Consider the following 26,545-nt stretch of genomic DNA (forward strand, 5'->3'; position numbering starts at 1 on the left):
TAGTGGTTCCTTGTTCATTTCCCAGTGTGAGGCAGGCCATAACCACGGGTAAAATGGTTATATTCGAGGAATATCCACTGAGTAAGCGAGGAATAGTGCCGAAATTTACGCTGCGCCAGCTCGAATGCCTGGCCGCCGTGGGCCAGCTGGGCTCGATCACCGCCGCCGCGCAGTCGCTGAATCTGTCAGCCTCCGCGGTGACCGGCGGACTCAATGAGCTTGAACGGGTGCTGAATACGCAGCTGACCATCCGGCGCAAGGCCCACGGCGTGAGCCTGACCCCCGCCGGGCGCTACGTGCTGGACGAGGCGCAGGGAATCCTGCAGGCCTCCGGGGACCTGGAGCAGATGGCCAGCGGTGCTGGCGAGGTGCTGGCCGGGAAGGTGCGCGTGGGCTGCTACTCCTCGCTGGCGCCAACGGTGCTTCCCGAGCTGCTGGCCGAATACGGGCAGCGCTACGCGCAGGTGGAGGTCGACTTCTTCGCCGGCACGCAGCAGGAGATCTTCCAGATGCTGACTGCCGGGACACTGGATCTCGCCTTCGTCTACGACTTCGGCCTGCCCGAGGGCATCGAGCGCACCGAACTGTTCCGCACCGAACCCTACGTGCTGCTGCCCGCGGGCCATCCGCTGGCCGAGGAGCCGAAGGTGCCGCTGGTGAGGCTGGCCGGCGAGCCGATGATCCTGCTGGATGTCCCGCCGAGCCGCGAGCACACGCAGAACCTGTTCGAATCAGCCGGGGTCGATCCGTGGATCCTCTACCGCACCGCCGACTTCGAGGTCACCCGCTCCATGGTGGCCCGCGGGCTCGGCTACGCGGTGCTGGTCCAGCGCCCGGCCGCCGACGTCTCATACGAGGGCCTGGATCTGGTGGTGCGCCCGATCCACCCGGTGGCTCGCACGGTACGCGTTGCGCTGGCCCGCCCGCGTGCGGTCGCCCCGTCCAAGGCGGCCACCGCCATGCATGAGCTGGCGCTGGAACTGCAGCCGACGGCATCCGATCGCTGATCCGACTACTCCCGGGGGAGCAGACGGCTACTCCCGCCGGCCGATGCCCCAAGGCCAGCGCCCGGAGTAAGCTCGAGCGCATGAGCACCCGTCGACGCCCGCCGCTGGCCATCCTGCCCGTCGCGGTGGCGGTGATCCAGCTCGCCGGCACGCACTTTGCCTCCATGCACCAGGGCCGGACCCTGCCGCTGGCGGCGATCCTGCTGCTGCTGGCCGGCCCGGCCTTGCTGCTGCTGCGCCGCCGGGCTCCGGGCCCCATGGCCGCCGGCGCCGCGGCCATCGCGCTGGCCTACCTGGCCGCAGGGTTCCCGTTCGGGCCCTTCCTGGCCAGCCTGCTGGTGGCCCTGGTCATTGCCGTGGTAACCGGTGCCCGCTGGTGGGCGTGGGGCGCTGCCATTGTCTTCGGTGCCGGAGCCTGGCTGCTGGCAGCACAGCTGGCAGAGCAGCGGATCTACCTGCTGCTGGCCTGGCTGGTGGTGCTGCTGCTCATCGGCGAGCTCGCCAAGGCCGGGCGCAACCGCCGCGAAGACCGGCGCAAGGCCGAAGCCGAACGCCGGCGGCACGAACGCGACGAGGAACGGCTGGTGCTGGCCCGCGACATCCACGACGTGGTGGCCCACTCGCTGTCCATGATCAACGTGCAGGCCTCGGTGGCTTTGCATCTGGCGCAGAAGGACCCCGACCCGGATCAGCTCATCGAGGCTTTGGGCAACATCAAGTCCGGTTCCTCCCATGCGCTCGCCGAGGTGCGCGAGGTGCTCTCGGTGCTGCGCCACGATGCGCCGCGGATCCCCAGCCAGCGCATCGCGCAGCTGCCTGAACTGGTGTCCCGCGTATCCTCCGGCGAGCTGTCGGTGAAATACGAAGCGCCGGATTTGCTGCCGGTCTGGCTGGATGAGCGCGCGGAGAACACCATCTACCGGGCGGTGCAGGAATCGCTGACCAATATCGTCCGCCACGCGCACGCCACCCGGGCAGCCATCACCTTCGCCGCGGACGATACGCAAGCAGAAGTCACCATTGCCGACGACGGCATCGGCATGGCCGCCGCCGAAGAAGGCAACGGCCTGCGCGGACTGCGTGAACGCGTGCAGCAGCTCGGCGGAACAGTGTCCCTCGGCCCGGCGAACCTGGCCGGCGCTGCCCATCCCGGAACCGCAATCACCGTGCGCATCCCCTCACCCCAGGAGGCCTCATGAGCCAGCCGCCACCGACGTCCGAGCCTCAGCAGATCGGCGTGATCATTGTCGATGACCAGTCGCTGATCCGCGCCGGATTCAGCGCCTTGCTGGCCGCCGAAGAGGACATGGCGGTGCTCGGCACCGCCGGCAGCGGCACCGAAGCGGTGCAGCTTGCCCGCGAGTCAAAACCGGACATCGTGCTGATGGATATCCGCATGCCCCACGGGGACGGGATTGCCGCGGCCGCCGCCATCACCGCAGATCCTGCGCTGCAGGACACCCGGGTGATCATGCTGACCACCTTCGAACTCGATGACTACATCATCGATTCGATCCGGGCCGGCGCCAGCGGGTTCCTGGTCAAGGACACCGAACCGGCGCAGCTGATCGAGGCGGTGCGCGTGGTGGCCGGCGGGGATTCGCTGCTTTCGCCCTCGGTGACCCGCAAGCTGCTGGCCCAGGTCGCCTCCGGCACCCCGCAGGCCACGCTGCCCCAAGCCCACCGGCTGCAGGAGCTGACCGCGCGCGAACGTGAGGTGCTGATGCACATCGGACTGGGCAAGACCAACGCGGAAATCGCCGCGGCGCTGTTCATCACCCCGCTCACCGCCAAGACCCACGTCTCGCGGATCATCGGCAAGCTCGCTGTGCGCGACCGCACCTCGCTGGTGGTCCTCGCCTACGAATCCGGGCTGCTCACCCCGGGGGCCCCGAGGGAGTAGGACGGTATGCCGCAGGGCCTGCGCAGGGAGTACGGCAAGTGGCTTCCGCAGGCCGACGCGCGAACCCACGCTGGGCGGGAGAGTGGAGTCATGGGGCAGCAAGGCCCCGAACGACGCAAGGAGCAATCATGACTACCGCACTGATCCTCTCGGCCATGCCAGCGCATTACGGGCACGGCCCGGGCTGGTTCATCCTGATCCCGATCTTCTGGATCCTGCTCATCGGCCTGATCATCTTCACTGCCCGCCGTCGGCATTTGACGCCAGCGGCCGGCGCCGAATCGGTGCTGCGCGAACGCTACGCCCGCGGCGAGATCGACGAAACCGAGTACCGCCAGCGCTTGGAGGTGCTGCGCACCAAGCTGAAATAGGCGCGCTGAAAAAAGCCGGAGCAGAAAAGCCCGGTGGCCCGTTCGAAAACGGGCCACCGGGCTTTGTCGAGGACTAGTCCTCAGTAGTGCTTAGGCGTCCTGGGTCGCCTTCACCGCATCGGCACGGCGCTTGTCGAAGACCAGCGCGCCGACTTCCTGCTCCGCCTGGTTGCGGAAGGACAGATCGATGCCCGAGCGGTCGCGGATCATGCTCACCGCGGTGAAGGAAATCGCGACGACGACCAGCAGGTAGACAGCCACCGCGGTGGTGCCGCCGGTGGCCTGCACCAGCGCCTGGGCGATGGTCGGAGCGAACGCGCCGCCGACGATCGCGCCGATCGCGTAGGAGATCGAGACACCGGAGAAGCGGACCGACGCCGGGAACAGCTCCGAGTACAGCGCCGCCTGCGGGCCGTAGGTCAGGCCCAGGCCGATGGAGAACAGCCCGAAGGCCACGTACAGCAGGGCCAGCGAGCCGGAGTTCACCAGTGCGAAGACCGGGAACAGGGAAGCGGCGAGGATGATGAAGCCCAGCTGGTAGGTGCGCTTGCGCCCGATCTTGTCGGCCAGGAAGCCGGCGACCAGGGTCATGACCAGCCAGACTGCGGCGCCGAAGGCCACGGCGATCAGCACATCGGTGCGCTCCAGGCCCACCGGGCCCTCGGGATCGGTGGTGTAGGCCTGGAAGAAGCCGCCGGTGGTCATGTAGCCGGCGGCGTTGTTGCCGGCGAAGACCAGGGCCGCGATGATGACCAGTGGCCAGTGCTTCTTGAACAGCACCAGGATCGGCACAGCGGTCTGCGCCTTCTGCTCGTTGATCTCCTCGAAGACCGGGGACTCGTCCACCGAGCGGCGCACGAAGTAGCCCACGGCGATCAGCACGATCGAGACCAGGAACGGAATGCGCCAGCCCCATTCGAGGAACTGCTCGCCGGGGGAGATCACGCCGGTCATCAGCGCCATGGTGCCCGAGGCCAGCAGCATGCCCAGCGGCACGCCGACCTGCGGGTAGGAACCGGCACGGCCGCGGCCGTCGACCGGAGCGTGCTCCACTGCCATCAGCACCGCGCCGCCCCATTCGCCGCCGGCGGAGATGCCCTGCAGGATGCGCAGCAGCAACAGCAGCACCGGTGCCCACAGGCCAGCGGTCTCGAAGGTCGGGAGCACGCCGATCAGCGTGGTGGAGGCACCCATCAGGGCCAGGGTGAGCACCAGCATGGCGCGGCGGCCGATCTTGTCGCCGAAGTGCCCGGCCAAAAACGCGCCCAGCGGACGGAAGAGGAAGGACAGGCCCACCGAGGCGAAAGAGATCAGCAGTGCGATGTCCTGGCCTGCCGGTTCGAAGAACAGCTGGCTGAAGACCAGGCCAGCCGCCGTGGCGTAGATGAAGAAGTCGTACCACTCAACGGTGGTTCCGATGACCGTCGCGAAGGCTACGCGGCGCTGCGTGGCCTTTCCGGCGTGTGCTGATGAAGTCATGTGTGCTTCCCTTGCGAGCCGCGATCGAGGCACCGATCACTGGCTGTTGAGTTTTGGGTCACTCCAGTGTGGCACCCCTCATAGGTAAGGTAAACTTCAAATATCTGCAAAACTTTTGAAGGCTGGCTTATGTATTCGATGCGGCATCTGGAAATCATGGCCGAACTGCCCATCCACGACACCCTGGGTTCGGCGGCCAGCGAATTGAAGATTTCGGAATCCGCCTTGTCGCAGGCCATCACCGCGATCGAAAGGCTCGCCGGGGAGACCCTGTGCCTGCGCCGCAAGGCCCACGGCATCCGGCTCACCGCCTCCGGCCAGCACTTCGCCGCGATGGCCCGCAAGATCCTCGCCGAGGTCGGCGAGCTGCGCGCAACATTTCCGCAAACCGAGGGCGCGCTGCGCGGGCCGGTGCGCTTCGGCTGCTTCGCCTCGCTCTCCCCGCACCTGATCCCCGCCACGCTCCAGGGCTTCGACCATCCCGAGGTGCAGCTCGATGTGCGCGTGGGCACCCACGACGAGCTGCTGCCGGCGCTGCGCGAGGGCGAGATCGACGTCGCCTTCGTCTACGACCTGCAGCTGCCCGCCGACATGGACAAGCAGCCGATCTACCAGACGGAGATGCAGGTGGTGCTGCACCCCGAGCATCCGCTGGCCAAGCTCGACCGCCCGCTGGAACTGGCGGACCTGGTTGACGAATCGCTGATCGTCTACGAGTCCGACCCGAGCACCCAGCACCAGATGCAGCTCTTCGCCTCCCAGGGCCTGGTCCCGAAGATCACCGCCTCGGTCCCGCAGATGATCCTGGTGGCCGCGATGGTGGGCCGCGGCCTGGGCTACGGGCTGCTCATGCGCCGCCCGAACAACGCCGAGGTCTCCATCGAGGGCCGCCCGCTGGCCTTCCGCGAGCTGAAGGCGCCCAACTACCCGAATGCGGTCGTGGCGATCACGCCCAAGGGGGTGCAGATCCCGGCCCGCGTGCAGGCGCTGATCGACCACTGCACCTGCGCAATGGCTGAGTCCTGGTAGACGCGGAGCAAAGCTGCGCGGATAATGGCCACATGATTGGCACATGGCAGGCCATGGTCATCGACTGCGAGGACCCCGATGCACTGGCCGGATTCTATGAACAGCTCCTCGGAATGGTGCGCATCGACAACGAGCCCGACTGGGTCTCCATTGGCGATGCCCCGGATCATCCTGCGCTCGCCTTCCAGGCGGTCAGCCCCTATGTGGCGCCGCAATGGCCGGGGCATGTGCACCCGCAGCAGGCGCATATCGACGTGAAGGTCGCCGACCTGGACCTGGCCGAAGAGCAGGTGCTGCACCTGGGCGCCCGCGCCACCGGCGAAGGCACCAAGACCTTCAGGGTGTACCTGGATCCGCAGGACCACCCGTTCTGCCTGGTGAGCTGGTAGCCCCGTAGGCGATCCTCGCCGCCTGCAGCCTGGTTGACACCCCGAGCTTGGCCAGCACCTGGGAGACGTGCGTCTTCACGGTGCTCTGCCCGATGCCCAGGCGCTGCGCCAGCTGCGGGTTGCTCAGCCCCTCGCCGATGCCTTGCAGCACCTCGCGCTCCCGGCCGGTCAGCTCCGGCAACGCCGCGGCCTCGGGAACGGCCAGCGCCCGGGCCAGGATCCGGGCGGTCACCTGCGGATCCAGCACCGATTCGCCGCGGGCGGCGGCCCGCACGCCCAGGATGATCGCCTGCGGCTGCGCGCTCTTTAGCAAGAACCCGTGCGCGCCGGCCTGCAGCGCGCCGAACAGGTATTCGTCATCATCGAAGGTCGTGAGCACCACGACCCGGTACTTCTCGTGCAGCGCCTTCGTGGCCTCGATGCCATCGAGCACCGGCATGCGCAGATCCATCAGGATCACGTCGGGGGACAGGGCCCGGGCCATGGAAATGGCCGAGCGCCCGTCCGCCGCCTCGCCGACGACCTCCAGGTCATCGGCCGCCTGCAGCACCAGCCGGATGCCCATGCGGACGGTGGCATGGTCATCGACGATCAGCACTTTCATTCTTCCTCCGTTGTTTCAGGGAATTCGACGTGCACCGCGAAATCCGCGTCGTTGCGCACCTCGACGTGCCCGCCCAGCGCGGCGACGCGGGTCTTGATGTTCTCCAGCCCGGTTCCGGCGCCCGGGGACGATCCGGCATCATGCCCCATGGCGTTGCGCGCGGTGATGGACAGATTCCGCTCCTGGATGACGCTCAGCTCCAGGTCGGTGCCCGGGGCATGCTTGGCATGGTTGACCAGCAGCTCGGCGACCGTGCGGTGCGCAGCGGTGTGCACCGCCGGCGAGAAGCGCTGCGGCCGTGCCACCCGGTACTCCCAGCGCACCGGGCTGCCGAACCCTGCGACCAGCTCGGGCAGGTCCTCGATCCGCGCCTGCAGCGCCGGCCCGCCAGAATGCAGCATCCGCACCATGCCGGCCATGTCCTCCAGCCCGGACACTGATTCGTCGCGGATGCTCTGCAGCGGGGCGCGCACCGCATCGGGTGCCGAGGGCAGCAGCGCGCCGGACAGCAGGGCGATCGAGGAGAACCTCGCCGACAGCACGTCATGCATCTCCCTGGCCAAGGCGGTGCGCTCCTCGACCCGCGAGAATTCGTGCTCCGCGACCAGCTGGTCCTCGCGGGCCGCCGCCGCGGACTGCACCGCCTGCACCCGCTGGGCCTCCGCGGTGGCCAGGTCCTTGGCGGTGCGCACATTCTGCGCCCAGAGCATCGGGGTGAACAGGATGAAGCCGGCCATGAACAGGCTCAGCACCACCTGTTGCGGATCACCGCTGCCCAGCCAGGCGGCGATGCCCAGCACGATGGCGGCCAGGCACAGCAGCGCGAAGGCCGCCGTCCGGAGCCTCGATGAGCCGAGCAGGAACAGGCCGAAGACGCACTCGAAGAGCAGGAAATACCCGCCGATGCTGCCCACCGCCAGCAGGCCAGCGCCGCACAGCAGCACGATCAGCGTGCTGGCGAGCAGGAACCGGCGGCGCACCAGCACGGCGGCCAGGCCGATCAGCAGCAGCACAATCCACTCGTAGCCGCCGATCGCGACCCACGGCGGGTTGGTCAGCCCGGACAGGTGCAGGATCACGGTCAGCACCAGATAGGTGCCGACGACCTCGGGCTCCTTGTCGCCGCAGCCCATCCGCCGAATGAAGTTCATGCTTCCAGCATCCCCGACGCCCTGCCCGCCGGGTATCCCCCTTAAGGAGGAGAAAGCGCAGACCACTGGCCGATACCGCATTGCGGCAAGGCACGGAAGAGTGGAAAGCATGGACATCATCACGAGCAATCCCGAACTTTCCCTGGTCATCCTGGCGCTGATCGACTCGACCAGCATCGGCACCCTGGTCATCCCGCTGTGGCTGCTGCTGCGCGGGCGCCGCGAGGCCATCGCCAAAGTGCTGGCCTACCTCATGGTCATCGCCGGGTTCTACTGGGTCATCGGGGTGCTGCTGCGCAGCGGGCTGCTGCTCATCGACCCCAGCATCTTCGAGCACCGGTTCTTCCGGCTGGCGGGCATGGCGGTTGGCGCGCTGATGATCGTCTGGGCGCTGTCCTACCGCACCGACGCGCAGAAGGCTGCCAGTGCGCGGAAGAAAGCCGCCGCGCATAGCGGCGGGGTGCATAGCGGCGGGGGATCCGCAGCCCACGCCCCAGAAGCAACGGAGGCCACCGATCAGGTGCCGAAGCGGCTGCGCGGACGCCTGGGCACCGCTCTGGATACGCGCACCGGGCTGGTGGCACTGGCGCTGGTCGCCGGCCTGCTGGAACTGCCCACCATGCTTCCCTACCTGGCGGCCGTCGGGGTGATGCAGGGCGCCGGCTGGGGCACCAGCGTGCAGCTGCTCGCGCTAATCGGCTACTGCCTGGTGATGATCGTGCCCGCCCTGGCGCTGGTGGGCGCGCGTGCGCTGGCCGGGCCGCGCATCGAAGCCTGGATGCAGAAGCTGGGGGCCAAGGCCGCGGTCTACGCCCAGGAAACCCTCGGCTGGGTGGTGGGCATCGCCGGCTACCTGCTGATTCGCGCGAGCCTGTCCGGGCAGGACCTGCACAGCCTGTTCGGCTAGCCACGCTGTGGGCGAAAGGGCAGGGTTGAAATTGGCTAGAAGCGGGGTGATGGTGCGAGAATTGGAGGCATGGAACCTCTAGGCAGCAGCGCGAAGCAGGGCAAGAAAGTCACCCTGAACGCATCAACTCTGGCAATGGCCGTCATGGTCATCGTCCTTCTGGTGGCAGTGGTCTTCGCCGCCAACTCCAATGAGATCGTCGGCTGGTTTGTCGTGGTCATCTCCGCCGGTTGGCTGCTGCTGGCCGCATTCATGATGTTCGGCCTCAAGCGCGGCGCGGATAAGCTTAACAGCTCGCTGCGTGAAGCGACCGCGGCGGCCACCCCGCGCGCCCAGTCAGGCTCGGTGATCGTCGACGAATCCACCAGCCAGCGCGACATGAAGCTGGACCACTCCTTCAAGATCGTCCAGGTCCAAGCCCGGGTGATCGCCGAGCAGCGCGAGGCGAAGGGCGAGGACTACGAGGGCATGATCGACCGGGCGCTGGAGACGATCCAGATGACCGCGGCGAATGCGCGGGACATGATCAAGCCGGCCAAGCCGATGGACGGCGAAATCATCGACTAACCGATCCGGGCAACGCGAAAGCGTTGCCCTTTTTCGTTGCGCGGATTCCGGCGCAGGCCAGATCAGCGCGTAATAGGGCACATAGTTTTGTAAGGTGGAATGGTGATACCTACCAGTGTGGAAATTCTCAACAAGAACGCCGGCGCGCTGCGCGTCGCGTCGGTCAACGTCAACGGCATCCGCGCCGCCTACAAGCGCAATATGGCCGACTGGATTGCCGCCCGCGACGTGGACATCCTGTGCCTGCAGGAAGTGCGCGCACCGGATAAGATCCTGCGCGAGCTGATCGGCGAGGGTTGGCATATTCTGCACGCCGAAGCCAAGGACAAGGGCCGCGCCGGGGTCGCAGTGCTCTCGCGCACCGAGCCGGTCGCCGTGCGCGAGCACATCGGCGAGGACTACTTCGCCGAATCCGGCCGCTGGGTGGAGGCCGACTTCGACGTCAACGGCGAGATCTTCACCGTGGTCTCCGCCTACGTCCACTCCGGCGAGCTGGGCACCCAGAAGCAGGAGGACAAGTACCGCTTCCTGCAGCGCATGAACGTGCGCCTGGTGGAGCTGAAGAACGAGAAGGACCACGTTTTGGTGGTGGGCGATCTGAACGTCGTGCACACGCAGAAGGACATCAAGAACTGGAAGCCGAACCACAACAAGCGCGCCGGCGTGATGGACGAGGAAATCGCCTACTTCGATGGCTTCTTCGGCCCGGAAATCGGCTACAAGGATGTGGCGCGCGAACTGGCCGGCGATGTGCAGGGACCGTACACCTGGTGGTCCTTCCGCGGGCAGGCCTTCGACAACGACGCCGGTTGGCGCATCGACTACCACATGGCCACCCCGGCGCTGGCCGGCAAGGCCATCAAGTCCCACGTGGACCGCGCCTCGGCCTACGATTTGCGCTTCTCCGACCACGCACCGCTGGTCGTCGACTACCAGTTCTAAGGAATTTTCATGACTAAGCCCCGCGTTCTCTCGGGCATGCAGCCTTCGGGCGACTCCCTGCATCTGGGCAACTACCTGGGCGCCCTGGTCAACTGGGTCAAGACCCAGGACGACCACGACGCCTTCTTCTTCATCCCGGACATGCACGCGATCACCGTGACCCAGGATCCGGCGGACCTGCGCGCCCGCACCCGCAAGACCGCTGCCCAGTTCATCGCCGGCGGCATCGACCTGGACAAATCCACCCTGTTCGTCCAGTCGCAGGTGCCCGAGCACGCGCAGCTGGCCTGGGTGCTGAACTGCATCACCGGCTTCGGCGAAGCCAGCCGCATGACCCAGTTCAAGGACAAGTCCGCCAAGGGCGGCGCGGACGCCGCCAGCGTCGGGCTGTTCACCTACCCGATCCTGATGGCTGCGGACATCCTGCTCTACCAGCCGCAGGGCGTTCCGGTGGGCGATGACCAGCGCCAGCATGTGGAGCTGGCCCGCGATCTGGCCAAGCGCTTCAACCACCGTTTCGGCGAGACCTTCACCGTGCCCGAGGCGTTCATCCCGAAGGAGGGCGCACGCATCTACGACCTGCAGAACCCGACCTCGAAGATGTCCAAGTCCGCCGAGTCACCGGCCGGCCTGATCAACGTGCTCGACGAGCCGAAGCTGATCGCCAAGCGCATCAAGTCCGCGGTGACCGATGCCGGCTCCGTGGTGGCCTACGACAAGGCCGAGAAGCCAGGGGTCTCGAACCTGCTGGACATCCTGGCCGCGGTCACCGGCAAGCATGTGCCCCAGCTGGTCGAAGAGTTCGAGGGCAAGATGTACGGCCACCTGAAGGTGGCCGTCGCCGACGCCGTCGTGGAGCGCCTGGCCCCGATCCGCACCCGCACCCTGGAGCTGCTGGATGACCCGGCGGAGCTGGACCGGCTGCTGCTGGCCGGTGCCGCCAAGGCCCGCGAAGTCGCTTCCAAGACCGTCTCCGATGTCTACCAGAAGGTCGGCTTCCTGCCGCCGCTGGGAATTTAGCTGAGCCAATGGTCTTCGAGTACACCCTGGGCGTAGTGATCCCGGTGCCGCAGCCGCACCGGGAGACGCTGCGCGCGTGGCGCCAGGAATACGGGGGAGAGGCCACCGCGCCGATCGCCCCGCATATCACCCTGGTATCCGGGTCCTACCTGAATTCCTGGGAGAAGGCGGCCGCGCAGGTGCGCCGGGTGGCCGCCGCGGTGCAGCCCTTCGGCATCGAACTCGGTGCTGCGCAGACCTTCCGGCCGGCCAGCGACGTCGTGTTCCTGCCGCTGGATACCGGCGCGGACGAGTGCTGGGCGCTGCACCGGGCGCTGCTGGGCGACGCGCTGAGGCACGAATCGGCCTTCGCCTACCATCCGCACCTGACCATCGCGCAGAACGTGCCGGCGGAGCAATTGGACGCCGCGCAGGCAGCGCTGGCCGGGACGCGGCTGTCCTTCACCGCCGATCGCATCCAGCTGTTCGATACCCGTGGCGGGGAGTGGAACTTCAGCGAGGACATCGCGCTCGGGTCCTAGCGCATCCCGTGCATGAAAAAACGCCAGCCATGCGGCTGGCGTTTTTTCATGCGCGCTATTTGGCGCGCACGTTCGCTTCGATCCTCGCTCCGGTGTCCGCATCGATGTTCTTCCAGTACTGGATCGCGTTGGACAGCACCGGTTCGATGACCCCGTCCAGCGCCCCGGTGACGGTTTCGACCAGCTCTGCGCGCTGGGCATCGTCCATCACTTCTCGGACCAGGATGCCGGGCTGGACGAAGTCCCCGTCGTCCTTGCGCAGCGTGTAGGCCTCGCGGACCAGCTCGCCGTCGGATTCGAAGGAGTTCTCCGCCGGCCCGGTTTCATCGCTCCACGAGTCACCGAAGGAGTTCGGCGCGTAGACGCTGCGATCGCCGGTGTGCTCGTAGGTCATATTCCCTTCGAAGTTGTACGAGTGCACCGGGCACTTGGGCTTGTTCACCGGCAGCTGCTGGAAGTTGGTGCCGATGCGGTAGCGCTGGGCGTCCGCGTAGGCGAAGTTGCGGCCCAGCAGCATCTTGTCCGGGCTCATCCCCATGCCCGGGACCATGTTCCCCGGCGAGAAGGCCGCCTGCTCGATCTGCGCGAAGAAGTTCTCCGGGTTCCTATTCAGCGTCAGGGTGCCGACCTTGATGCGCGGATAGTCCTTCTTGGACCAGACCTTGGTCAGGTCGAAGGGGTTGAAGCGGTAGGTCTTCGCCTCCTCGTATGGCATGACCTGCACGTACAGGTCCCATTGCGGGAAGTTGCCGGCCTTGATCGCCTCGAACAAATCACGGCGGTGGAAGTCGGCGTCGGCCCCGGCCAGCTCCTCGGCCTGCGCACCGCGCATGGTCTCGAACTTCTCGGACTGCTTGTTCAGGAAGTGGTACTTGACCCAGAATTTCTCGCCGGCCGCGTTGACCCACATGTAGGTGTGCGAGCCGTAGCCGTTCATCTCCCGCCAGGTCTTGGGCAGGCCGCGCTGGCCCATGATGTAGGTGACCTGGTGGGCGGATTCGGGGTTCTGTGTCCAGAAGTCCCACTGCATGGTGCCGTCGCGCAGCCCGGAATCGGGCAGCCGCTTCTGCGAGCGGATGAAGTGCGGGAACTTCATCGGGTCGCGCACGAAGAACACCGGGGTGTTGTTGCCGACCAGGTCGAAATTGCCTTCGGTGGTGTAGAACTTCAGCGCGAAGCCGCGCACATCGCGCCAGGTGTCGGGGGAGCCGAGCTCGCCGGCGACGGTGGAGAAGCGCAGCAGCGTTTCGGTTTTCACCCCGGGCTGGAACAGGGCGGCCTTGGTGTATGCCGAGACGTCCTCGGTGGTTTCGAATTCGCCGAAGGCACCGGCCCCCTTGGCGTGCGGGCGGCGTTCGGGCACGTTCATCCGGTTGAAATGCTGCAGGGTCTCGATCAGGTGGTGGTCGTGCAGCACGATCGGCCCGTTGGGGCCCACGGTCAGCGAGTTGCGGTCGCTGGCTGCCGGGATGCCTGCCTGGGTTGTCGATGTTGGTTCACTGGCCATGTTTTGCTCCTGCGCGTTGTGGTGCATTGGGAAAAGGGCGAGTACTGCCCATCATGCCACGACTCGCGCAGGAGTTGAAGGGGTGCAAAAAGGCCCGAACCGCTGGGCGGTTCGGGCCTATTCCGGCACTTAGACGGTGCGTGCCAGGATTGCCTGCTTGACCTCGGCGATGGCCTTGGTCACCTGGATGCCGCGTGGGCATGCTTCGGAGCAGTTGAAGGTGGTGCGGCAGCGCCACACGCCTTCCTTGTCGTTCAGGATCTCCAGGCGCATGTCGCCGGCATCATCGCGCGAGTCGAAGATGAAGCGGTGCGCGTTGACGATCGCTGCCGGGCCGAAGTACTGGCCATCGGTCCAGAAGACCGGGCACGAGCTGGTGCACGCAGCGCACAGGATGCACTTGGTGGTGTCGTCGAAGCGCTCGCGGTCCTCGGCGGACTGGTAGCGTTCCTTGGTTGGCTCGTGGCCCTTGGAGATCAGGAATGGCATGATCTCGCGGTAGGACTGGAAGAACGGTTCCATGTCGACGATGAGGTCCTTTTCAAGGGGCAGGCCCTTGATGGCTTCAACGGTGATCGGCTTGGAGGTGTCCAGGTCCTTGAGCAGGGTCTTGCAGGCCAGGCGGTTGCGGCCGTTGATGCGCATGGCATCGGAACCGCACACGCCGTGGGCGCAGGAACGGCGGAAGGACAGGGTGCCGTCGTGGTCCCACTTGACCTTGTGCAGGGCGTCCAGCACGCGGTCGGTGCCGTACATGGTCAGCTTGAAATCTTCCCAGTATGCGTCTGCGGTAGCCTCTGGCAGGTAGCGGCGAACGCGCAGGGTGATGTCGAAGCTTGGAACTTCTCCGCCGCCGCCGACGCCTGGCTTCAGCTCGATCTTTGACGGTGGTTCTGGCAGTTCGGTGCTCATTAGTACTTACGCTCCATTGGCTGGTAACGGGTAAAGACCACTGGCTTGGTCTCCATGCGGATGCCCTTGATGTCCTCGGTGACGGCTTCTGCGTCGCGGTAGGACATCGAGTGCTTCATGAAGTTCTCATCGTCGCGGTCTGGGTAGTCCTCGCGGTAGTGGCCGCCGCGGGATTCCTTGCGGTGCAATGCGGCAACGGTGATGACCTCGGCCAAGTCGAGCAGGAAGCCCAGCTCGACGGCTTCGAGCAGATCCAGGTTGAAGCGCTTGCCCTTGTCCTGGATGCTGATGTTCTTGTAGCGGCGGCGCAGATCCTCGATCACGTCGCGCGCTTCCTTCAGCGAACGCTCGTCGCGGAACACCTGGACGTTGGCGTCCATGGTCTCCTGCAGGATCGAGCGCAGCTCGGCGACACGCTCGGTGCCGGTGCCGTTCAGCACGCCTTCAAGCTGTGCGGACACGAAGGCTTCCGGGTTCTGAGGCAGCTCGACGAAGTCGGCGGTCTTGGAGTACTCGGCAGCTGCCACGCCAGCGCGCTTGCCGAACACGTTGATGTCCAGCAGCGAGTTGGTGCCCAGGCGGTTGGAGCCGTGCACCGAAACGCAGGCGACCTCGCCGGCAGCGTACAGGCCAGGAATGACGGTGTCATTGTCCTGCAGCACTTCGGTGTTGATGTTGGTTGGCACGCCGCCCATGGCGTAGTGCGCGGTCGGGTAGACCGGAACCGGATCGGTGAATGGCTCCACACCCAGGTAGGTGCGGGCGAATTCGGTGATGTCCGGCAGCTTGGATTCGATGTGCTCTGGTTCCAGGTGGGTCAAATCCAGCAGCACGTAGTCCTTGTTCGGACCGCAGCCGCGGCCTTCGCGCACTTCGTTGGCCATGGCGCGGGCGACGATGTCGCGTGGGGCCAAGTCCTTGATGGTCGGTGCGTAGCGCTCCATGAAGCGTTCGCCATCCGAGTTGCGCAGGATCGCGCCTTCGCCGCGGGCGCCCTCGGTGAGCAGGATGCCCAGGCCGGCCAGGCCCGTTGGGTGGAACTGGAAGAACTCCATATCCTCCAGCGGCAGGCCTGCGCGGAAGGCGATGCCCATGCCGTCACCGGTCAGGGTGTGCGCGTTCGAGGTGGTCTTGAAGACCTTGCCGGCGCCGCCCGAGGCGAAGATGACCGACTTGGCCTGGAAGACGTGCAGTTCGCCGGTAGCCAGGTCGTAGGACACGACGCCGGCAACGCGCTTCTGCTTGTAGGCGGTGCCGTCCTCGCGGTAGGCATCCTCCTCGACAAGCAGCAGGTCCAGCACGTAGTACTCGTTGTAGAACTCGACGTTGTGCTTGACGCAGTTTTGGTACAGGGTCTGCAGGATCATGTGGCCGGTGCGGTCAGCTGCGTAGCAAGCGCGGCGCACGGCGGCCTTGCCATGATCGCGGGTGTGTCCGCCGAAGCGGCGCTGGTCGATCTTGCCCTCTGGGGTGCGGTTGAACGGCAGGCCCATCTTCTCCAGGTCCAGCACGGCGTCGATGGCTTCCTTCGCCATGACCTCGGCTGCGTCCTGGTCAACCAGGTAGTCGCCACCCTTGATGGTGTCGAAGGTGTGCCACTCCCAGTTGTCTTCCTCGACGTTGGCAAGTGCTGCGCACATGCCTCCCTGGGCCGCACCGGTGTGCGAGCGGGTTGGGTAAAGCTTGGTTAGCACTGCGGTGCGTGCGCGCTGACCGGATTCGATCGCTGCACGCATTCCTGCACCACCGGCACCGACGATGACTACGTCGTACTTATGTACCTGCATTCTTGATGCTCTCTTTTCTAAAAATCTTTGTGGCTATTGGTTGGAACTAGGGGAGTTCCACTTAGCACTGCGGCAGGGTGCTGCCGGTGACGCATGGATCGAAGGTGAAGATCACCAGGGAGCCAAGCACGATGATGAAGATCGTTGCGACGTAGAGGATGCCCTTGAGCCATGCACGGGTTGCGTGCTTCTCCGCGTAGTCGTTGATGATGGTGCGCACGCCGTTGGTGCCGTGCAGCATGGCCAGCCAGAGCATGGCCAGGTCCCAGAACTGCCACAGCGGCGAGGCCCACTTGCCGGCGACGAAGCCGAAGCCGATGCCGGAGATGCCTTCGCCGACCATCAGGTTGGAGAACAGGTGGCCGAAGATCAGGATGACCAGCACGACGCCGGACAGGCGCATGAACAGCCATGCCAGCATCTCGAAGCTGCCGCGGGACTTCGGTCCGCGCTTGTACTTTGGATCAATGCGCTGGCTGCGCGGAGCAGGAATAGAAACGCTCATGGCTTAGTGGCTCCCAAATGCGATCGACAGGTGACGGATAGCGAAGCCTGCGAAGACGATGACCCAGAGGATCAGAACGCCCCAGAGCATCTGGCGCTGGTACTTGGTGCCCTGCTTCCAGAAGTCGACCAGGATCAAGCGCAGGCCGTTGAATGCGTGGAAGAGGATTGCTGCAACCAGACCGGTTTCACCAAGTGCCATCCACGGAGTCTGGTAGGTGCTAATGATTGCGTCGTATGCGCCGGCATCGACACGGACCATTGCCGTATCGAGCACGTGCACCAGCAGATAGAGAAAAATAACGACACCGGTGACTCGGTGTCCCACCCAGGACCACATGCCTTCATGGCCGCGGTATAGGGTGCCTGACGAAGTCTTCGACACTGAACTAAACCTCCAAGGCTCGCAACGGCGCATGTGTATATTGCACACAATGAGATTTGACGCACTTGTGCGAGCGTTCCTTGTGCGAGTCTAAACCACTTAGCCAGCTCCGATCTATTTCGTGTCTTGTTCCTGTGAGCATGTTCACCGAAAAGGGGTAATTATGCGCTAAAAGGCCGATATTCCGCCCGTAATACCTCATGGGAGGGTTTCGTATTTAATTTGTTGCACAGGTTTCAATGGACGGGATTATCCACCGAATGAATTAGTCTGGAATGCGTGAATGCAGACCTATTAGCCCGATTCCACGGCGTGATCCCCGCCGGCGGCGTCGGCACCCGATTGTGGCCGCTGTCCAGGGCCTCCGCTCCGAAGTTTTTGCACGATCTGACCGGCTCCGGTTCCACGCTGATCCGCGCCACCTATGACCGCCTGGTCCCGCTGGCCGGCGAACGCATCATGGTGGTCACCGGGCGTGCGCACCGCGGAGCTGTCGTCTCCCAGCTGCCCGAGCTCTGCGACGAGGACCTGGTCCTCGAGCCGGAGCCGCGCGACTCGGCCGCCGCCATCGGCCTGGCCGCCGCCATCCTGTACCGCCGCGACCCGAGCATCATCATGGGCTCCTTCGCCGCGGACCAGGTCATCGAGCCGGTCGAGGTGTTCCAAGCAGCGCTGAGCGAAGCGATCCACACCGCCGCCACCGGCAAGATCGTGACCATCGGCATCCACCCGACGCACCCGTCCACCGGCTTCGGCTACATACAGACCGGCGAGCCGCTGCAGGTGCCCAACGCGCCCTCGGCGCGCGGGGTGGTGCAGTTCGTGGAGAAGCCCGATGAGGACACCGCCCGCAAGTACCTGGCCTCCGGCGGGTTCCTGTGGAATGCCGGGATGTTCGTCGCACCGGTGAGCCTGATGCTCGAGCACCTGGAAGCCAACGAGCCGGCGCTGCATGCCGGGCTGATGAAGATCGCCGATGCGTGGGAGACCGGGCAGCGCGAAGAAGTGATGCGCGAGGTCTGGGCCGATCTGCCCAAGACCGCCATCGACTATGCGGTGGCCGAGCCGGCTGCTGAAGCTGGAGATGTCGCGGTGATTCCAGGGGTGTTCAACTGGGATGACGTGGGCGATTTCGCCGCGATCGGCCGGCTGAACAAGGCCAGTGCCGATCAGGGCATCATCAACCTGGGTGGCGAATCGGTGCGCGTGTACGCGGACAGCGCGACCGGCGTCGTCTATTCGGACCGCCCGCGCGTGGTGGCGCTGGTGGGCATCGAGGACGTAGTCGTGGTGGATACCGCCGATGCGTTGCTGGTGACCACCAAGGAGCATGCGCAGAAGGTCAAGCAGACCGTGGAGCAGCTCAAGGCCGACGGCGCCACCGAGGTGCTCTAGCACAGCTTCGCCCCTGCTGGGGGAGCACGGGATGTTACTGCCGGGTATTTGCTGGGACTTCCTTTGACCTGCGCAGATATGGCATTCTAGGTGGGGTTTTGCCCTGCGGTGCTTTGGCGCCCTTGCCGGGCATTGATAGGTTGGTAGCCATGACTACGGCCAAGATCAGTTCCGAACCGTCCGAATCCGCAAAGCCCGCGCCGCCGGGCTCGCTGCCGCCGCCGGGCAAGACCCGGATCAACAAGGCAGTCTTCTACGGCTCTGCGCTGCTGGTGCTGGCCATCGCCCTGTGGGCCATTATCGACCGCGATTCCGCTAACCTGGCCATCAGCGCCGCCGTAACCTGGATTGGCCGGAACTTCGGCTGGTACTACACCCTGGTGGTCGTCGCGGTGCTCGTCTTCGTGATCGGCGTCGCGATCTCGAAGGTGGGCAAAACCCGGCTGGGCCCGGATCATTCGCGCCCGTCCTTCAACATCTTCACCTGGGCGGCAATGCTCTTCGCCGCCGGCATCGGCATTGACCTGATGTTCTTCTCGGTGGCCGAGCCGGTCACCCAATACCTGGCTCCGCCGGCCATGGAGGGATCCACCGTCGAGGCGGCCCGCCAGGCGCTGGTCTGGACGCTGTTCCACTACGGCCTGCTCGGCTGGGGCCTGTATGCGCTGGTGGGACTGGCCCTGGGCTACTTCGCCTACCGCCACAACCTGCCGCTGTCCATCCGCTCGGCGCTCTACCCGATCCTGGGCAAGCGCACCGAAGGCTGGGTGGGGCACAGCGTGGACATCGCCGCGATGCTCGGCACGATCTTCGGCATCGCCACCTCGCTGGGCATCGGCGTCGCGCAACTGAACTACGGGCTGAACTATATGTTCGGCATTCCCGAAAACCGCTCCTGGCAGATCATCCTGATCGTCGCCGCCGTGGTGATGGCGACCATCTCGGTGCTCACCGGTGTGGAAAAGGGCATCCGCCGGCTCTCCGAGCTCAACGTGCTGCTGTGCGTTGCGCTGATGCTCTTCGTGCTGATTGCCGGCTCCACCGCCTACCTGTTCGACGGCATTGTGAACAACATCGGCGACAGCCTGTCGATGTTCCCTTCGATGGCGCTGGACACCTTCGCCTACGACCGCCCCGATGAGTGGCTCAACGGCTGGACACTGTTCTTCTGGGCCTGGTGGATCGCCTGGGCGCCGTTTGTCGGCTTGTTCCTGGCCCGCATTTCCCGTGGTCGCACCATCCGCCAGTTTGTCACCGGCGTGCTGGTGGTGCCTTTCGCTTTCATCCTGCTGTGGATCTCGATCTTCGGCAACAGCGCGTTGGCGATCGTCCGCTCGGGCAATCAAGCCTTTGGCGAGGTCGCGATGAACACCCCGGAACGGGCCTTCTACTCGCTGCTGGACCAGATGCCCGGCGCACCGATCACCGCGGCGATCGCCACTTTCACCGGATTGCTGTTCTACGTGACCAGCGCCGACTCCGGTGCCCTGGTGATGGCCAACTTCACCTCGCACCTGAAGGATCCGCAGTCCGACGGCTCCAAGCCGGTGCGATTGTTCTGGTCGCTGGCCACCGGCTTGCTGACCTTGGGCATGCTCTTCGTCGATGGGATCTCCACCCTGCAGGGCGCCACGGTCGTCATGGGTCTGCCCTTCTCCTTCGTGCTGCTGCTGATCATGCTGGGGCTGTTCAAATCCCTGCGCATGGAATCGGCGCTGGCCGATCGCTACCGCAACAACATGCACAAGGTGCTCACCAGCCGGATGGGATCGGGTGCCGAGAAGCGCAATTGGAAGCAGCGGCTGTCCCGGGCCATGTCCTATCCGGGGCACCGCTCGGCCAAGCGCTACCTGGGGCAGGTCGCATTGCCGGCCCTGCAGGAAGTCAGCGAGGAATTCACCGCCCGCGGCGCCACGGTGGCGCTGGATATCGAGCAAGTGGCCAACCTAGAGCTGAACTCGCTGGACCTGGTGGTGGAAAACGGCGCCGAACGGCCCTTCAAGTACCAGATCTATCCGGTGCAGCTGCCGGTGCCCACCTACGCCCGCGTCTCGGCCGGCACCGATGTGTACTACCGCCTGGAGGTCTTCTCCCAGGAAGGCAGCCACGGCTACGACCTGATGGGGCTCACCAAGGAACAGCTGATCTGCGATGTGCTGGACCAGTATGAAGCCCACCTTGAATTCCTGGAAGCGCAAACCGAATCGGCGGCTCCCAGCCAGATCAATTCCGACGGCGCGTCCAAAACCGACTGGGAATCAGATTTCGAAACAACCCTGAAAGAGGAAGCATGAGTTCTCCGAGCAACCAGAATCCGCTCCTGCACCATGGCGCGACGCTGTTCATCGACGGCGCTTTCACGCCCGCGGCCAGCGGCGAAACCCGCACCATCAACTGCCCGGCCAATGGGGAAGCGGTGGCCACCGTTTCCGAGGCAGGGGAAGCCGATTCGATCAAGGCCATCGAAGCTGCCCGCCGCTCGTTCGATTCGGGCATCTGGTCCAGCGTGCCGGCCGCGCAGCGCGGGGACTTCCTGCTGAAAGCCGCCGAGCAGCTGGTGGCGCGCAAGGCCGAATTCGCGCTGGCCGAAACCCTGGACACCGGCAAACGCCTGGTCGAATCCGAGCTGGACATGGACGACATCATCGCCTGCTTCCGCTACTTCGGAAAGCTGGCTGGACAGGAAGCCGGCCGCGTAGTCGATGCCAACGACCCGAATGTCATCTCGCGGATCGACTACGAGCCGGTGGGCGTGGCCGCCATGATCACCCCGTGGAACTACCCATTGCTGCAGGCGGCATGGAAGATCGCTCCGGCTTTGGCCGCGGGCTGCTCCTTCGTGCTCAAGCCGGCCGAATTGACCCCGTCCACCGCGATCTTGATGATGGAGGTCCTCAAGGACCTTGGGCTGCCAGCTGGCGTGGCCAACCTGGTCACCGGCGCCGGCGCGCAGGCCGGCGCGGTGCTCTCGGAGCACAAGGACGTGGATCTAGTCTCCTTTACCGGTGGCCTGGTCACCGGGCGCAAGGTCGCCGCCGCTGCCGCTGGCACGGTGAAGAAGGTGGCCTTGGAGCTGGGCGGCAAGAACCCGAATGTGGTCTTCGCCGATGCGGACTTCGACGCTGCGCTGGATAATGCCCTCAATGGGGCGTTCGTGCACTCCGGGCAGGTCTGCTCCGCCGGCGCGCGCCTGGTCATCCACGAATCGATCGCGGAGAAGTTCGTCGACGAGCTGGTGCGCCGCGCGCAGCAGATTACCCTGGGCGGGCCTTTCGACCAGAAGGCGGAGACCGGCGCGCTGATCTCGGCAGCCCATCTGGAAAAGGTGGACGCCTATGTGCAGGCCGGCATCGCCGAGGGCGCGCGGGTGCGCTGCGGCGGACGCCGGGCCACCGAACAGGACGGCGCCGGCCTGGGCTCCGGCCATTTCTACCTGCCAACGGTCATCGACCAGGTCACCGGTTCGATGTCGGTGGCCCAGGACGAGGCCTTTGGCCCGACCATCACCGTGGAGACCTTCTCAACCGAGGATCAGGCGGTGGCCATCGCCAATGACACCATCTACGGCCTGGCTGGGGCTGTCTGGTCGCAGGATGCTGGAAAGGCCGCGCGCGTGGCCAAGCGTCTGCGCCACGGCACCATCTGGATCAACGACTACCACCCCTACCTGCCGCAGGCTGAATGGGGCGGCTTCGGCCAGTCCGGGGTGGGCCGCGAACTGGGCCCGACCGGCCTGGGCGAATACCAGGAAGCCAAGCACGTCTACCAGAATCTGAACCCGCAGGTTACCGGTTGGTTCGCACAGAAGCAAAGCTGAACGAGAAAGGGCATAGCGTGAGCATGCATAAGAAGGATTTCGACTACATCGTTATCGGCGGCGGCTCCGCCGGCGCGGCGGTAGCCTCCCGGCTGAGCGAAGACCCCTCGGTGACGGTAGCGCTGGTGGAAGCCGGTCCCGATGACCGCGGCTATGATGAGGTCCTGCAGCTTGACCGCTGGATGGAACTGCTCGAATCCGGCCTTGACTGGGACTACCCGATCGAGGAGCAGGAGAACGGCAACTCGTTCATGCGCCATGCGCGGGCCAAGGTGATGGGCGGGTGCTCCAGCCACAACTCCTGCATCGCTTTCTGGGCGCCGCGCGAGGACATCGACGAATGGGAGTCCAAGTTCGGTGCCACCGGCTGGAACTCGCAGATGGCTTACCGCCTGTACAAGAAGCTGGAAACCAATGAGGATGCCGGCCCGCAGGCGCCGCACCATGGCGATTCGGGTCCGGTGAAGCTGATGAATGTGCCGGCCAATGACCCTTGCGGCGTGGCGATCCTGGATGCCGCCGAACAAGCTGGCATCCCGCGCGCGAAGTTCAACAATGACCAGACCGTGGTCAACGGTGCGAACTTCTTCCAGATCAACCGCCTGCCAGATGGCACACGCTCCTCCTCCTCGGTGTCTTACATCCACCCGATTACCGGCCGGGAGAACTTCTTCCTGCTCACCGGGCTGCAGGCGCGCAAGCTGAATTTCGACGCGTCCAAGCGCTGCACTGGCGTCGACGTGGTGGACGGAGCCTTCGGGCGCACCTCGACCCTGAACGCGGCCCGCGAGGTCGTGGTCTCGGCCGGCGCCATCGATTCGCCCAAGCTGCTGATGCTTTCGGGTATCGGCCCGGCCGAGCACCTGGAGGAGGTCGGCGTTCAGGTGCTGGTCGACTCCCCGGGCGTGGGCGAGCACCTGCAGGACCACCCGGAGGGCGTGATCCAGTGGGAAGCGAAGAAGCCCATGGTCGAATCCTCCACCCAGTGGTGGGAGATCGGCATCTTTACCCCGACCCGCGAAGGCTTGGACCGCCCGGATCTGATGATGCACTACGGGCAGGTGCCTTTCGACATGCACACCCTGCGCCAGGGCTACCCCACCGGGGAGAATACCTTCTGCCTGACCCCGAATGTCACCCATGCGAAGTCGCGCGGCACCGTGCGCTTGCGCAGCTGCGACTTCCGGGACAAGCCGAAGGTCGATCCGCGCTACTTCACCGACCCTGAAGGCCATGACGCGAGGGTGATGACTTTCGGCATCCGCAAGGCACGCGAGATCGTCGCCCAGTCCCCAATGGCTGATTGGGCCGGCGAGGAGCAGTTCCCGGGCAAGGATGTGCAAACCGATGACCAGATCTTCGACTACCTGCGCCGCACCCACAACACCGTCTACCATCCAGCCGGTTCGGTGCGCATGGGCGCCGAAGATGATGCGATGAGTCCGCTGGATCCGCAGCTGCGGGTCAAGGGCGTGAGCGGCCTGCGGGTGGCTGATGCGTCGGTGATGCCGGAGCTGGTGACGGTTAATCCGAACATCACGGTGATGATGATCGGCGAGCGTTGCGCCGAGCTGATCCAGCAGGACTAGAGCCCTGTCGCAGGGCGGCGGCGGGCACCGGAGAGCCGGGGCCCGCCGCCGTTCTGCTTCATGCGACTGTTGCGCGGTGCGCGTGAACATTACGCAAAACTGTCATTTCCGCCGCCGTGCCGAGTATCGTCAAAAGGTGTCCACCGTGAATGAAAATGGCAATTTGGCTTCCGTCAGCGGCTTCACCGAGCCGCTCATCGACCAGCTGATCGGCTTCCGCCGCGAGCTGCATCGCAACCCGGAGCTGTCTTTTGCGGAGCACCAGACTACCGAGCGGATCCTTGAGGCATTGCGCGCCGCCGGCCTGTCGCCGCAGAAGATGGCCGACACCGGCGCCTTCGTGGACATCGGCGAAGGCCCCATCCGCATTGCGTTCCGCGCTGATATCGACGCGCTGCCGGTGGTGGAGGAAACCGGCCTGGAGTACGCCTCGATGACCGAGGGCGTGGCGCACGCCTGCGGCCACGACATCCACACCACCGTGATGCTCGGCGTGGCGCTGGCGCTGGGCAGGATTCATGCCGCCGGCCAGCTCGACGGACGCGTGCGGGTGATCTTCCAGCCTGCCGAGGAGAAGCTTCCAGGCGGGGCGCTGTCGGTGATCGGGCAGGGCCTGCTCGACGGCGTGCCTCGGATCCTCGCGCTGCACTGCGACCCGCGGATCGACGCGGGGCATATCGGCACCCGCATCGGCGCGATCACCTCGGCCAGCGACACCATCCGCATCGAGGTCAATGGCCGCGGCGGGCACACCTCGCGACCGCACCTGACCGAGGACATCGTCTTCGCCATGAGCCAGATCGCCACCCAGGTGCCAGCCGTGCTCGGCCGGAAGGTCGACGTGCGCTCGGCGGTTTCGGTGGTCTGGGGGCAGATCCATGCAGGCAGCGTGCCCAACGCGATTCCCGCCACCGGCTACCTGGCCGGCACCATGCGCTGCCTGGATGGGGATGTCTGGTACGAGGCCGGCGAGCTGCTGGATGCGGCGGTGCGCCAGATCGCCGCACCCTACGGAGTGGAGATCAAGCTGCAGCACACCCGCGGGGTGCCGCCGGTGGTCAACGCCCCGGCTCAGACCGCGCTGATCGAGGATGCCGCGCGCCGCGAGTTCGGCGCCGACGCGATCGAGCTGACCCCGCAATCCATGGGCGGGGAGGACTTCGCCTGGATGACGCAGAAGGTTTCCGGCGCGATGCTGCGGCTGGGAACCCGCACCCCGGGCGGCAAGACCTACGACCTGCACCGCGGGGACTACATCCCGGACGAATCGTGCATCGGCGTCGGAGTGCGCATCATGGTGGCTGCCGCCCTGCAGGCCGTGCATGAGGCGAACGCCAAATAGGGCGTTGGCCACAGTAAACCCAAAAATTTTTAACAATTCTTTGACACTTTAACAATTCGGTCAGTGACTTGGGCATTGACGTTAAGCGCTTGCCGTTTTGCGGCCTGCAAGTTATCTGTTTGTAATCTTTCTCGTCTTTACCTGTGACGTATCTCCGATAGGCTATGGAAACGATGGGAACGCTAGGACTTTTGGTGTGCTCGCGTAAGGCCTAGGCAATGGAGCCTTGCACGAGGGTCAGGTGTCTTGCCTCCCGCATTATCTCGCAAGATTCTTTGGAGGAACAGATGCGCTTCGTATCGCGCAAGACCGGTGTGGCGGCAGCCATGCTCGGCATCTCGGCATTAGCTTTGAGCGCCTGCGGCGCTGCACCGGAAGAGAGCAGCTCGGCTGGCCAGTACCCGGACTACGTCGGCTGCATTGTGTCCGACTCCGGCGGATTCGACGACCAGTCCTTCAACGAATCTTCCTTCCGCGGCCTGAAGAACGCCGAGAAGGACCTGGGTATCCAGACCAAGGACGCGGAATCCAAGTCCAACGCGGACTTCGCGACCAACCTCAACGGCATGGTCAACGCAGGCTGCGACTTGACCGTCACCATCGGCTTCCTGCTGGGCGATGCCACCGCCGAGGCCGCCGCTGCCAACCCGGACAAGCACTTCGCGATCGTCGACTTCCAGTACGACAAGCCGATCGAGAACGTCAAGCCGATCATCTACGACACGGCCCAGGCTGCCTACCTGGCAGGCTACGCCGCAGCTGCCGCCTCGAAGACCGGCACCGTTGCCACCTTCGGCGGCATCAAGATCCCTACCGTGACCATCTTCATGGACGGCTTCGCCGACGGCGTTGACAAGTACAACGAGGACAAGGGCAAGGACGTCAAGCTGCTGGGCTGGAACAAGGACAAGCAGGACGGCACCTTCTCCGGCGACTTCGAGAAGCAGGACAAGGGCAAGCAGATCACCAAGAACTTCATCGCTTCCGGCGCTGACGTGATCATGCCTGTTGCCGGCCCAGTGGGCAAGGGCGCTGGCGCTGCCGTGGTCGAGGCCAACAACAGCGGCAAGGACGCCAAGCTCGTCTGGGTCGACTCCGACGGCTTCCTGACCGCTCCCGACTACAAGGACGTCATGCTGACCTCGGTGGTCAAGACCATGGACACCGCAGTCGAGGATGTCATCCGCACCGACGCCGAGGGCAACTTTGACTCGACCCCGTACGTCGGCACCCTGGAGAACGAGGGCGTTGCACTGGCACCGTTCCACAACTTCGACGAGGAGATCGGCGAGGACACCAAGAAGGAGATCGAGGCGCTGAAGCAGCAGATCATCTCCGGTGAGCTGAAGATCGAATCGGCCTCCAGCCCCAAGTAGGACTAGGCTAATCAGCCATGGAGCGCGTCACCGCTCGCCGC

General features: G+C 65.2%; 25 protein-coding genes. 17 read left to right on the forward strand and 8 right to left on the reverse strand.

Annotation, left to right across the window (positions count from 1 at the left end; translation table 11 throughout):
- The first annotated feature begins 95 nt into the window (after positions 1-95).
- The 4 genes from BKX98_RS06320 to BKX98_RS06335 all read left to right on the forward strand — a co-directional run bounded on the left by BKX98_RS06320 (position 96) and on the right by BKX98_RS06335 (position 3,281).
- Positions 96-1,007, forward strand: coding sequence for a LysR substrate-binding domain-containing protein (locus BKX98_RS06320; RefSeq protein WP_158024670.1), 912 nt, complete (start codon positions 96-98; stop codon positions 1,005-1,007).
- 80 nt (positions 1,008-1,087) lie between these two features.
- Complete coding sequence (locus BKX98_RS06325) at positions 1,088-2,206, forward strand: sensor histidine kinase (protein WP_073706583.1); 1,119 nt, start codon at positions 1,088-1,090, stop codon at positions 2,204-2,206.
- Positions 2,203-2,910: a response regulator transcription factor gene (locus BKX98_RS06330; protein ID WP_073706584.1), complete on the forward strand. Its 708-nt coding sequence runs from the start codon at positions 2,203-2,205 to the stop codon at positions 2,908-2,910. The genes BKX98_RS06325 and BKX98_RS06330 overlap by 4 nt, the downstream gene beginning before the upstream one ends.
- 128 nt (positions 2,911-3,038) lie before the next feature.
- Positions 3,039-3,281, forward strand: coding sequence for an SHOCT domain-containing protein (locus BKX98_RS06335; RefSeq protein ID WP_143181046.1), 243 nt, complete (start codon positions 3,039-3,041; stop codon positions 3,279-3,281).
- A gap of 90 nt (positions 3,282-3,371) precedes the next feature.
- On the opposite strand, the gene BKX98_RS06340 is transcribed toward BKX98_RS06335, so the two are convergent.
- Positions 3,372-4,760 (reverse strand): MFS transporter, encoded by a 1,389-nt coding sequence (locus BKX98_RS06340; protein ID WP_073706585.1) that lies wholly within the window; start codon positions 4,758-4,760, stop codon positions 3,372-3,374.
- A gap of 129 nt (positions 4,761-4,889) precedes the next feature.
- Here BKX98_RS06340 and BKX98_RS06345 point away from each other — a divergent pair, with 129 nt between their 5' ends.
- Together BKX98_RS06345 and BKX98_RS06350 are read left to right on the forward strand one after the other, a co-directional pair.
- Positions 4,890-5,789, forward strand: a complete 900-nt coding sequence (locus BKX98_RS06345) for a LysR family transcriptional regulator (RefSeq protein ID WP_073706586.1) — start codon at positions 4,890-4,892, stop codon at positions 5,787-5,789.
- Positions 5,790-5,821: 32 nt separating this feature from the next.
- Positions 5,822-6,178, forward strand: a complete 357-nt coding sequence (locus tag BKX98_RS06350; RefSeq protein ID WP_022874880.1) for a VOC family protein — start codon at positions 5,822-5,824, stop codon at positions 6,176-6,178.
- Here BKX98_RS06350 and BKX98_RS06355 read toward each other — a convergent pair.
- Together BKX98_RS06355 and BKX98_RS06360 are read right to left on the reverse strand one after the other, a co-directional pair.
- Positions 6,126-6,782 carry a response regulator transcription factor gene (locus tag BKX98_RS06355; protein WP_073706587.1) on the reverse strand — a complete coding sequence of 219 codons (657 nt, stop codon included), beginning with the start codon at positions 6,780-6,782 and terminating at the stop codon, positions 6,126-6,128. The two genes, BKX98_RS06350 and BKX98_RS06355, sit on opposite strands and share 53 nt — an antisense overlap.
- Positions 6,779-7,933: a sensor histidine kinase gene (locus BKX98_RS06360; RefSeq protein WP_073706588.1), complete on the reverse strand. Its 1,155-nt coding sequence runs from the start codon at positions 7,931-7,933 to the stop codon at positions 6,779-6,781. The genes BKX98_RS06355 and BKX98_RS06360 overlap by 4 nt, the downstream gene beginning before the upstream one ends.
- A gap of 109 nt (positions 7,934-8,042) precedes the next feature.
- Here BKX98_RS06360 and BKX98_RS06365 point away from each other — a divergent pair, with 109 nt between their 5' ends.
- The 5 genes from BKX98_RS06365 (at position 8,043) to BKX98_RS06385 (ending at position 11,890) form a co-directional block, all read left to right on the forward strand.
- A complete protein-coding gene (locus BKX98_RS06365) occupies positions 8,043-8,840 on the forward strand; it encodes a GAP family protein (RefSeq protein WP_158024671.1) in 798 nt (265 codons plus the stop codon).
- 69 nt (positions 8,841-8,909) lie between these two features.
- On the forward strand, positions 8,910-9,407 hold the full coding sequence (locus tag BKX98_RS06370; RefSeq protein ID WP_038989932.1) for a hypothetical protein: 498 nt from the start codon (positions 8,910-8,912) through the stop codon (positions 9,405-9,407).
- Positions 9,408-9,506: 99 nt separating this feature from the next.
- On the forward strand, positions 9,507-10,349 hold the full coding sequence (locus BKX98_RS06375) for an exodeoxyribonuclease III (protein WP_073706590.1): 843 nt from the start codon (positions 9,507-9,509) through the stop codon (positions 10,347-10,349).
- Positions 10,350-10,358: 9 nt separating this feature from the next.
- On the forward strand, positions 10,359-11,369 hold the full coding sequence (gene trpS / locus BKX98_RS06380; RefSeq protein ID WP_073706591.1) for a tryptophan--tRNA ligase: 1,011 nt from the start codon (positions 10,359-10,361) through the stop codon (positions 11,367-11,369).
- Between the two features lie 8 nt (positions 11,370-11,377).
- A complete protein-coding gene (locus BKX98_RS06385; RefSeq protein ID WP_073706592.1) occupies positions 11,378-11,890 on the forward strand; it encodes a 2'-5' RNA ligase family protein in 513 nt (170 codons plus the stop codon).
- A 55-nt stretch (positions 11,891-11,945) separates the two neighbouring features.
- Here the strand turns inward: BKX98_RS06385 and BKX98_RS06390 are convergent, their stop codons facing one another.
- The 5 genes from BKX98_RS06390 to sdhC all read right to left on the reverse strand — a co-directional run bounded on the left by BKX98_RS06390 (position 11,946) and on the right by sdhC (position 17,018).
- The gene (locus tag BKX98_RS06390) at positions 11,946-13,397 is read right to left on the reverse strand and encodes a catalase (protein WP_073706833.1); all 1,452 of its coding nucleotides are present in this window, start codon (positions 13,395-13,397) and stop codon (positions 11,946-11,948) included.
- Between the two features lie 129 nt (positions 13,398-13,526).
- Positions 13,527-14,309: a succinate dehydrogenase iron-sulfur subunit gene (locus tag BKX98_RS06395; RefSeq protein ID WP_038989929.1), complete on the reverse strand. Its 783-nt coding sequence runs from the start codon at positions 14,307-14,309 to the stop codon at positions 13,527-13,529.
- Positions 14,309-16,096: a succinate dehydrogenase flavoprotein subunit gene (gene sdhA / locus BKX98_RS06400; RefSeq protein ID WP_066139884.1), complete on the reverse strand. Its 1,788-nt coding sequence runs from the start codon at positions 16,094-16,096 to the stop codon at positions 14,309-14,311. Before sdhA ends, BKX98_RS06395 begins: the two co-directional genes overlap by 1 nt.
- A gap of 61 nt (positions 16,097-16,157) precedes the next feature.
- Complete coding sequence (locus tag BKX98_RS06405; protein WP_038989927.1) at positions 16,158-16,601, reverse strand: succinate dehydrogenase hydrophobic membrane anchor subunit; 444 nt, start codon at positions 16,599-16,601, stop codon at positions 16,158-16,160.
- A 3-nt stretch (positions 16,602-16,604) separates the two neighbouring features.
- Positions 16,605-17,018 (reverse strand): succinate dehydrogenase, cytochrome b556 subunit, encoded by a 414-nt coding sequence (sdhC, locus tag BKX98_RS06410; protein ID WP_369826774.1) that lies wholly within the window; start codon positions 17,016-17,018, stop codon positions 16,605-16,607.
- Positions 17,019-17,264: 246 nt separating this feature from the next.
- Between sdhC and BKX98_RS06415 the strand changes: the two genes are divergently transcribed.
- From BKX98_RS06415 to BKX98_RS06440, 6 genes are all read left to right on the forward strand, one after another.
- On the forward strand, positions 17,265-18,380 hold the full coding sequence (locus tag BKX98_RS06415; RefSeq protein WP_073706594.1) for a mannose-1-phosphate guanylyltransferase: 1,116 nt from the start codon (positions 17,265-17,267) through the stop codon (positions 18,378-18,380).
- 149 nt (positions 18,381-18,529) lie between these two features.
- The gene (betT, locus tag BKX98_RS06420) at positions 18,530-20,674 is read left to right on the forward strand and encodes a choline BCCT transporter BetT (protein WP_073706595.1); all 2,145 of its coding nucleotides are present in this window, start codon (positions 18,530-18,532) and stop codon (positions 20,672-20,674) included.
- On the forward strand, positions 20,671-22,197 hold the full coding sequence (locus BKX98_RS06425) for an aldehyde dehydrogenase family protein (RefSeq protein WP_052253533.1): 1,527 nt from the start codon (positions 20,671-20,673) through the stop codon (positions 22,195-22,197). The genes betT and BKX98_RS06425 overlap by 4 nt, the downstream gene beginning before the upstream one ends.
- A 23-nt stretch (positions 22,198-22,220) precedes the next feature.
- Entirely contained in the window at positions 22,221-23,786 is a 1,566-nt protein-coding gene (locus BKX98_RS06430) for a GMC family oxidoreductase (RefSeq protein WP_073706596.1), read from the forward strand.
- Positions 23,787-23,931: 145 nt separating this feature from the next.
- Positions 23,932-25,128: an amidohydrolase gene (locus BKX98_RS06435; protein WP_073706597.1), complete on the forward strand. Its 1,197-nt coding sequence runs from the start codon at positions 23,932-23,934 to the stop codon at positions 25,126-25,128.
- Between the two features lie 287 nt (positions 25,129-25,415).
- Positions 25,416-26,504 (forward strand): BMP family protein, encoded by a 1,089-nt coding sequence (locus BKX98_RS06440; RefSeq protein WP_066139875.1) that lies wholly within the window; start codon positions 25,416-25,418, stop codon positions 26,502-26,504.
- Positions 26,505-26,545: the final 41 nt, after the last annotated feature.

The sequence above is a fragment of the Glutamicibacter sp. 0426 genome, from assembly GCF_001906485.1.
Lineage (GTDB): Bacteria > Actinomycetota > Actinomycetes > Actinomycetales > Micrococcaceae > Glutamicibacter > Glutamicibacter nicotianae.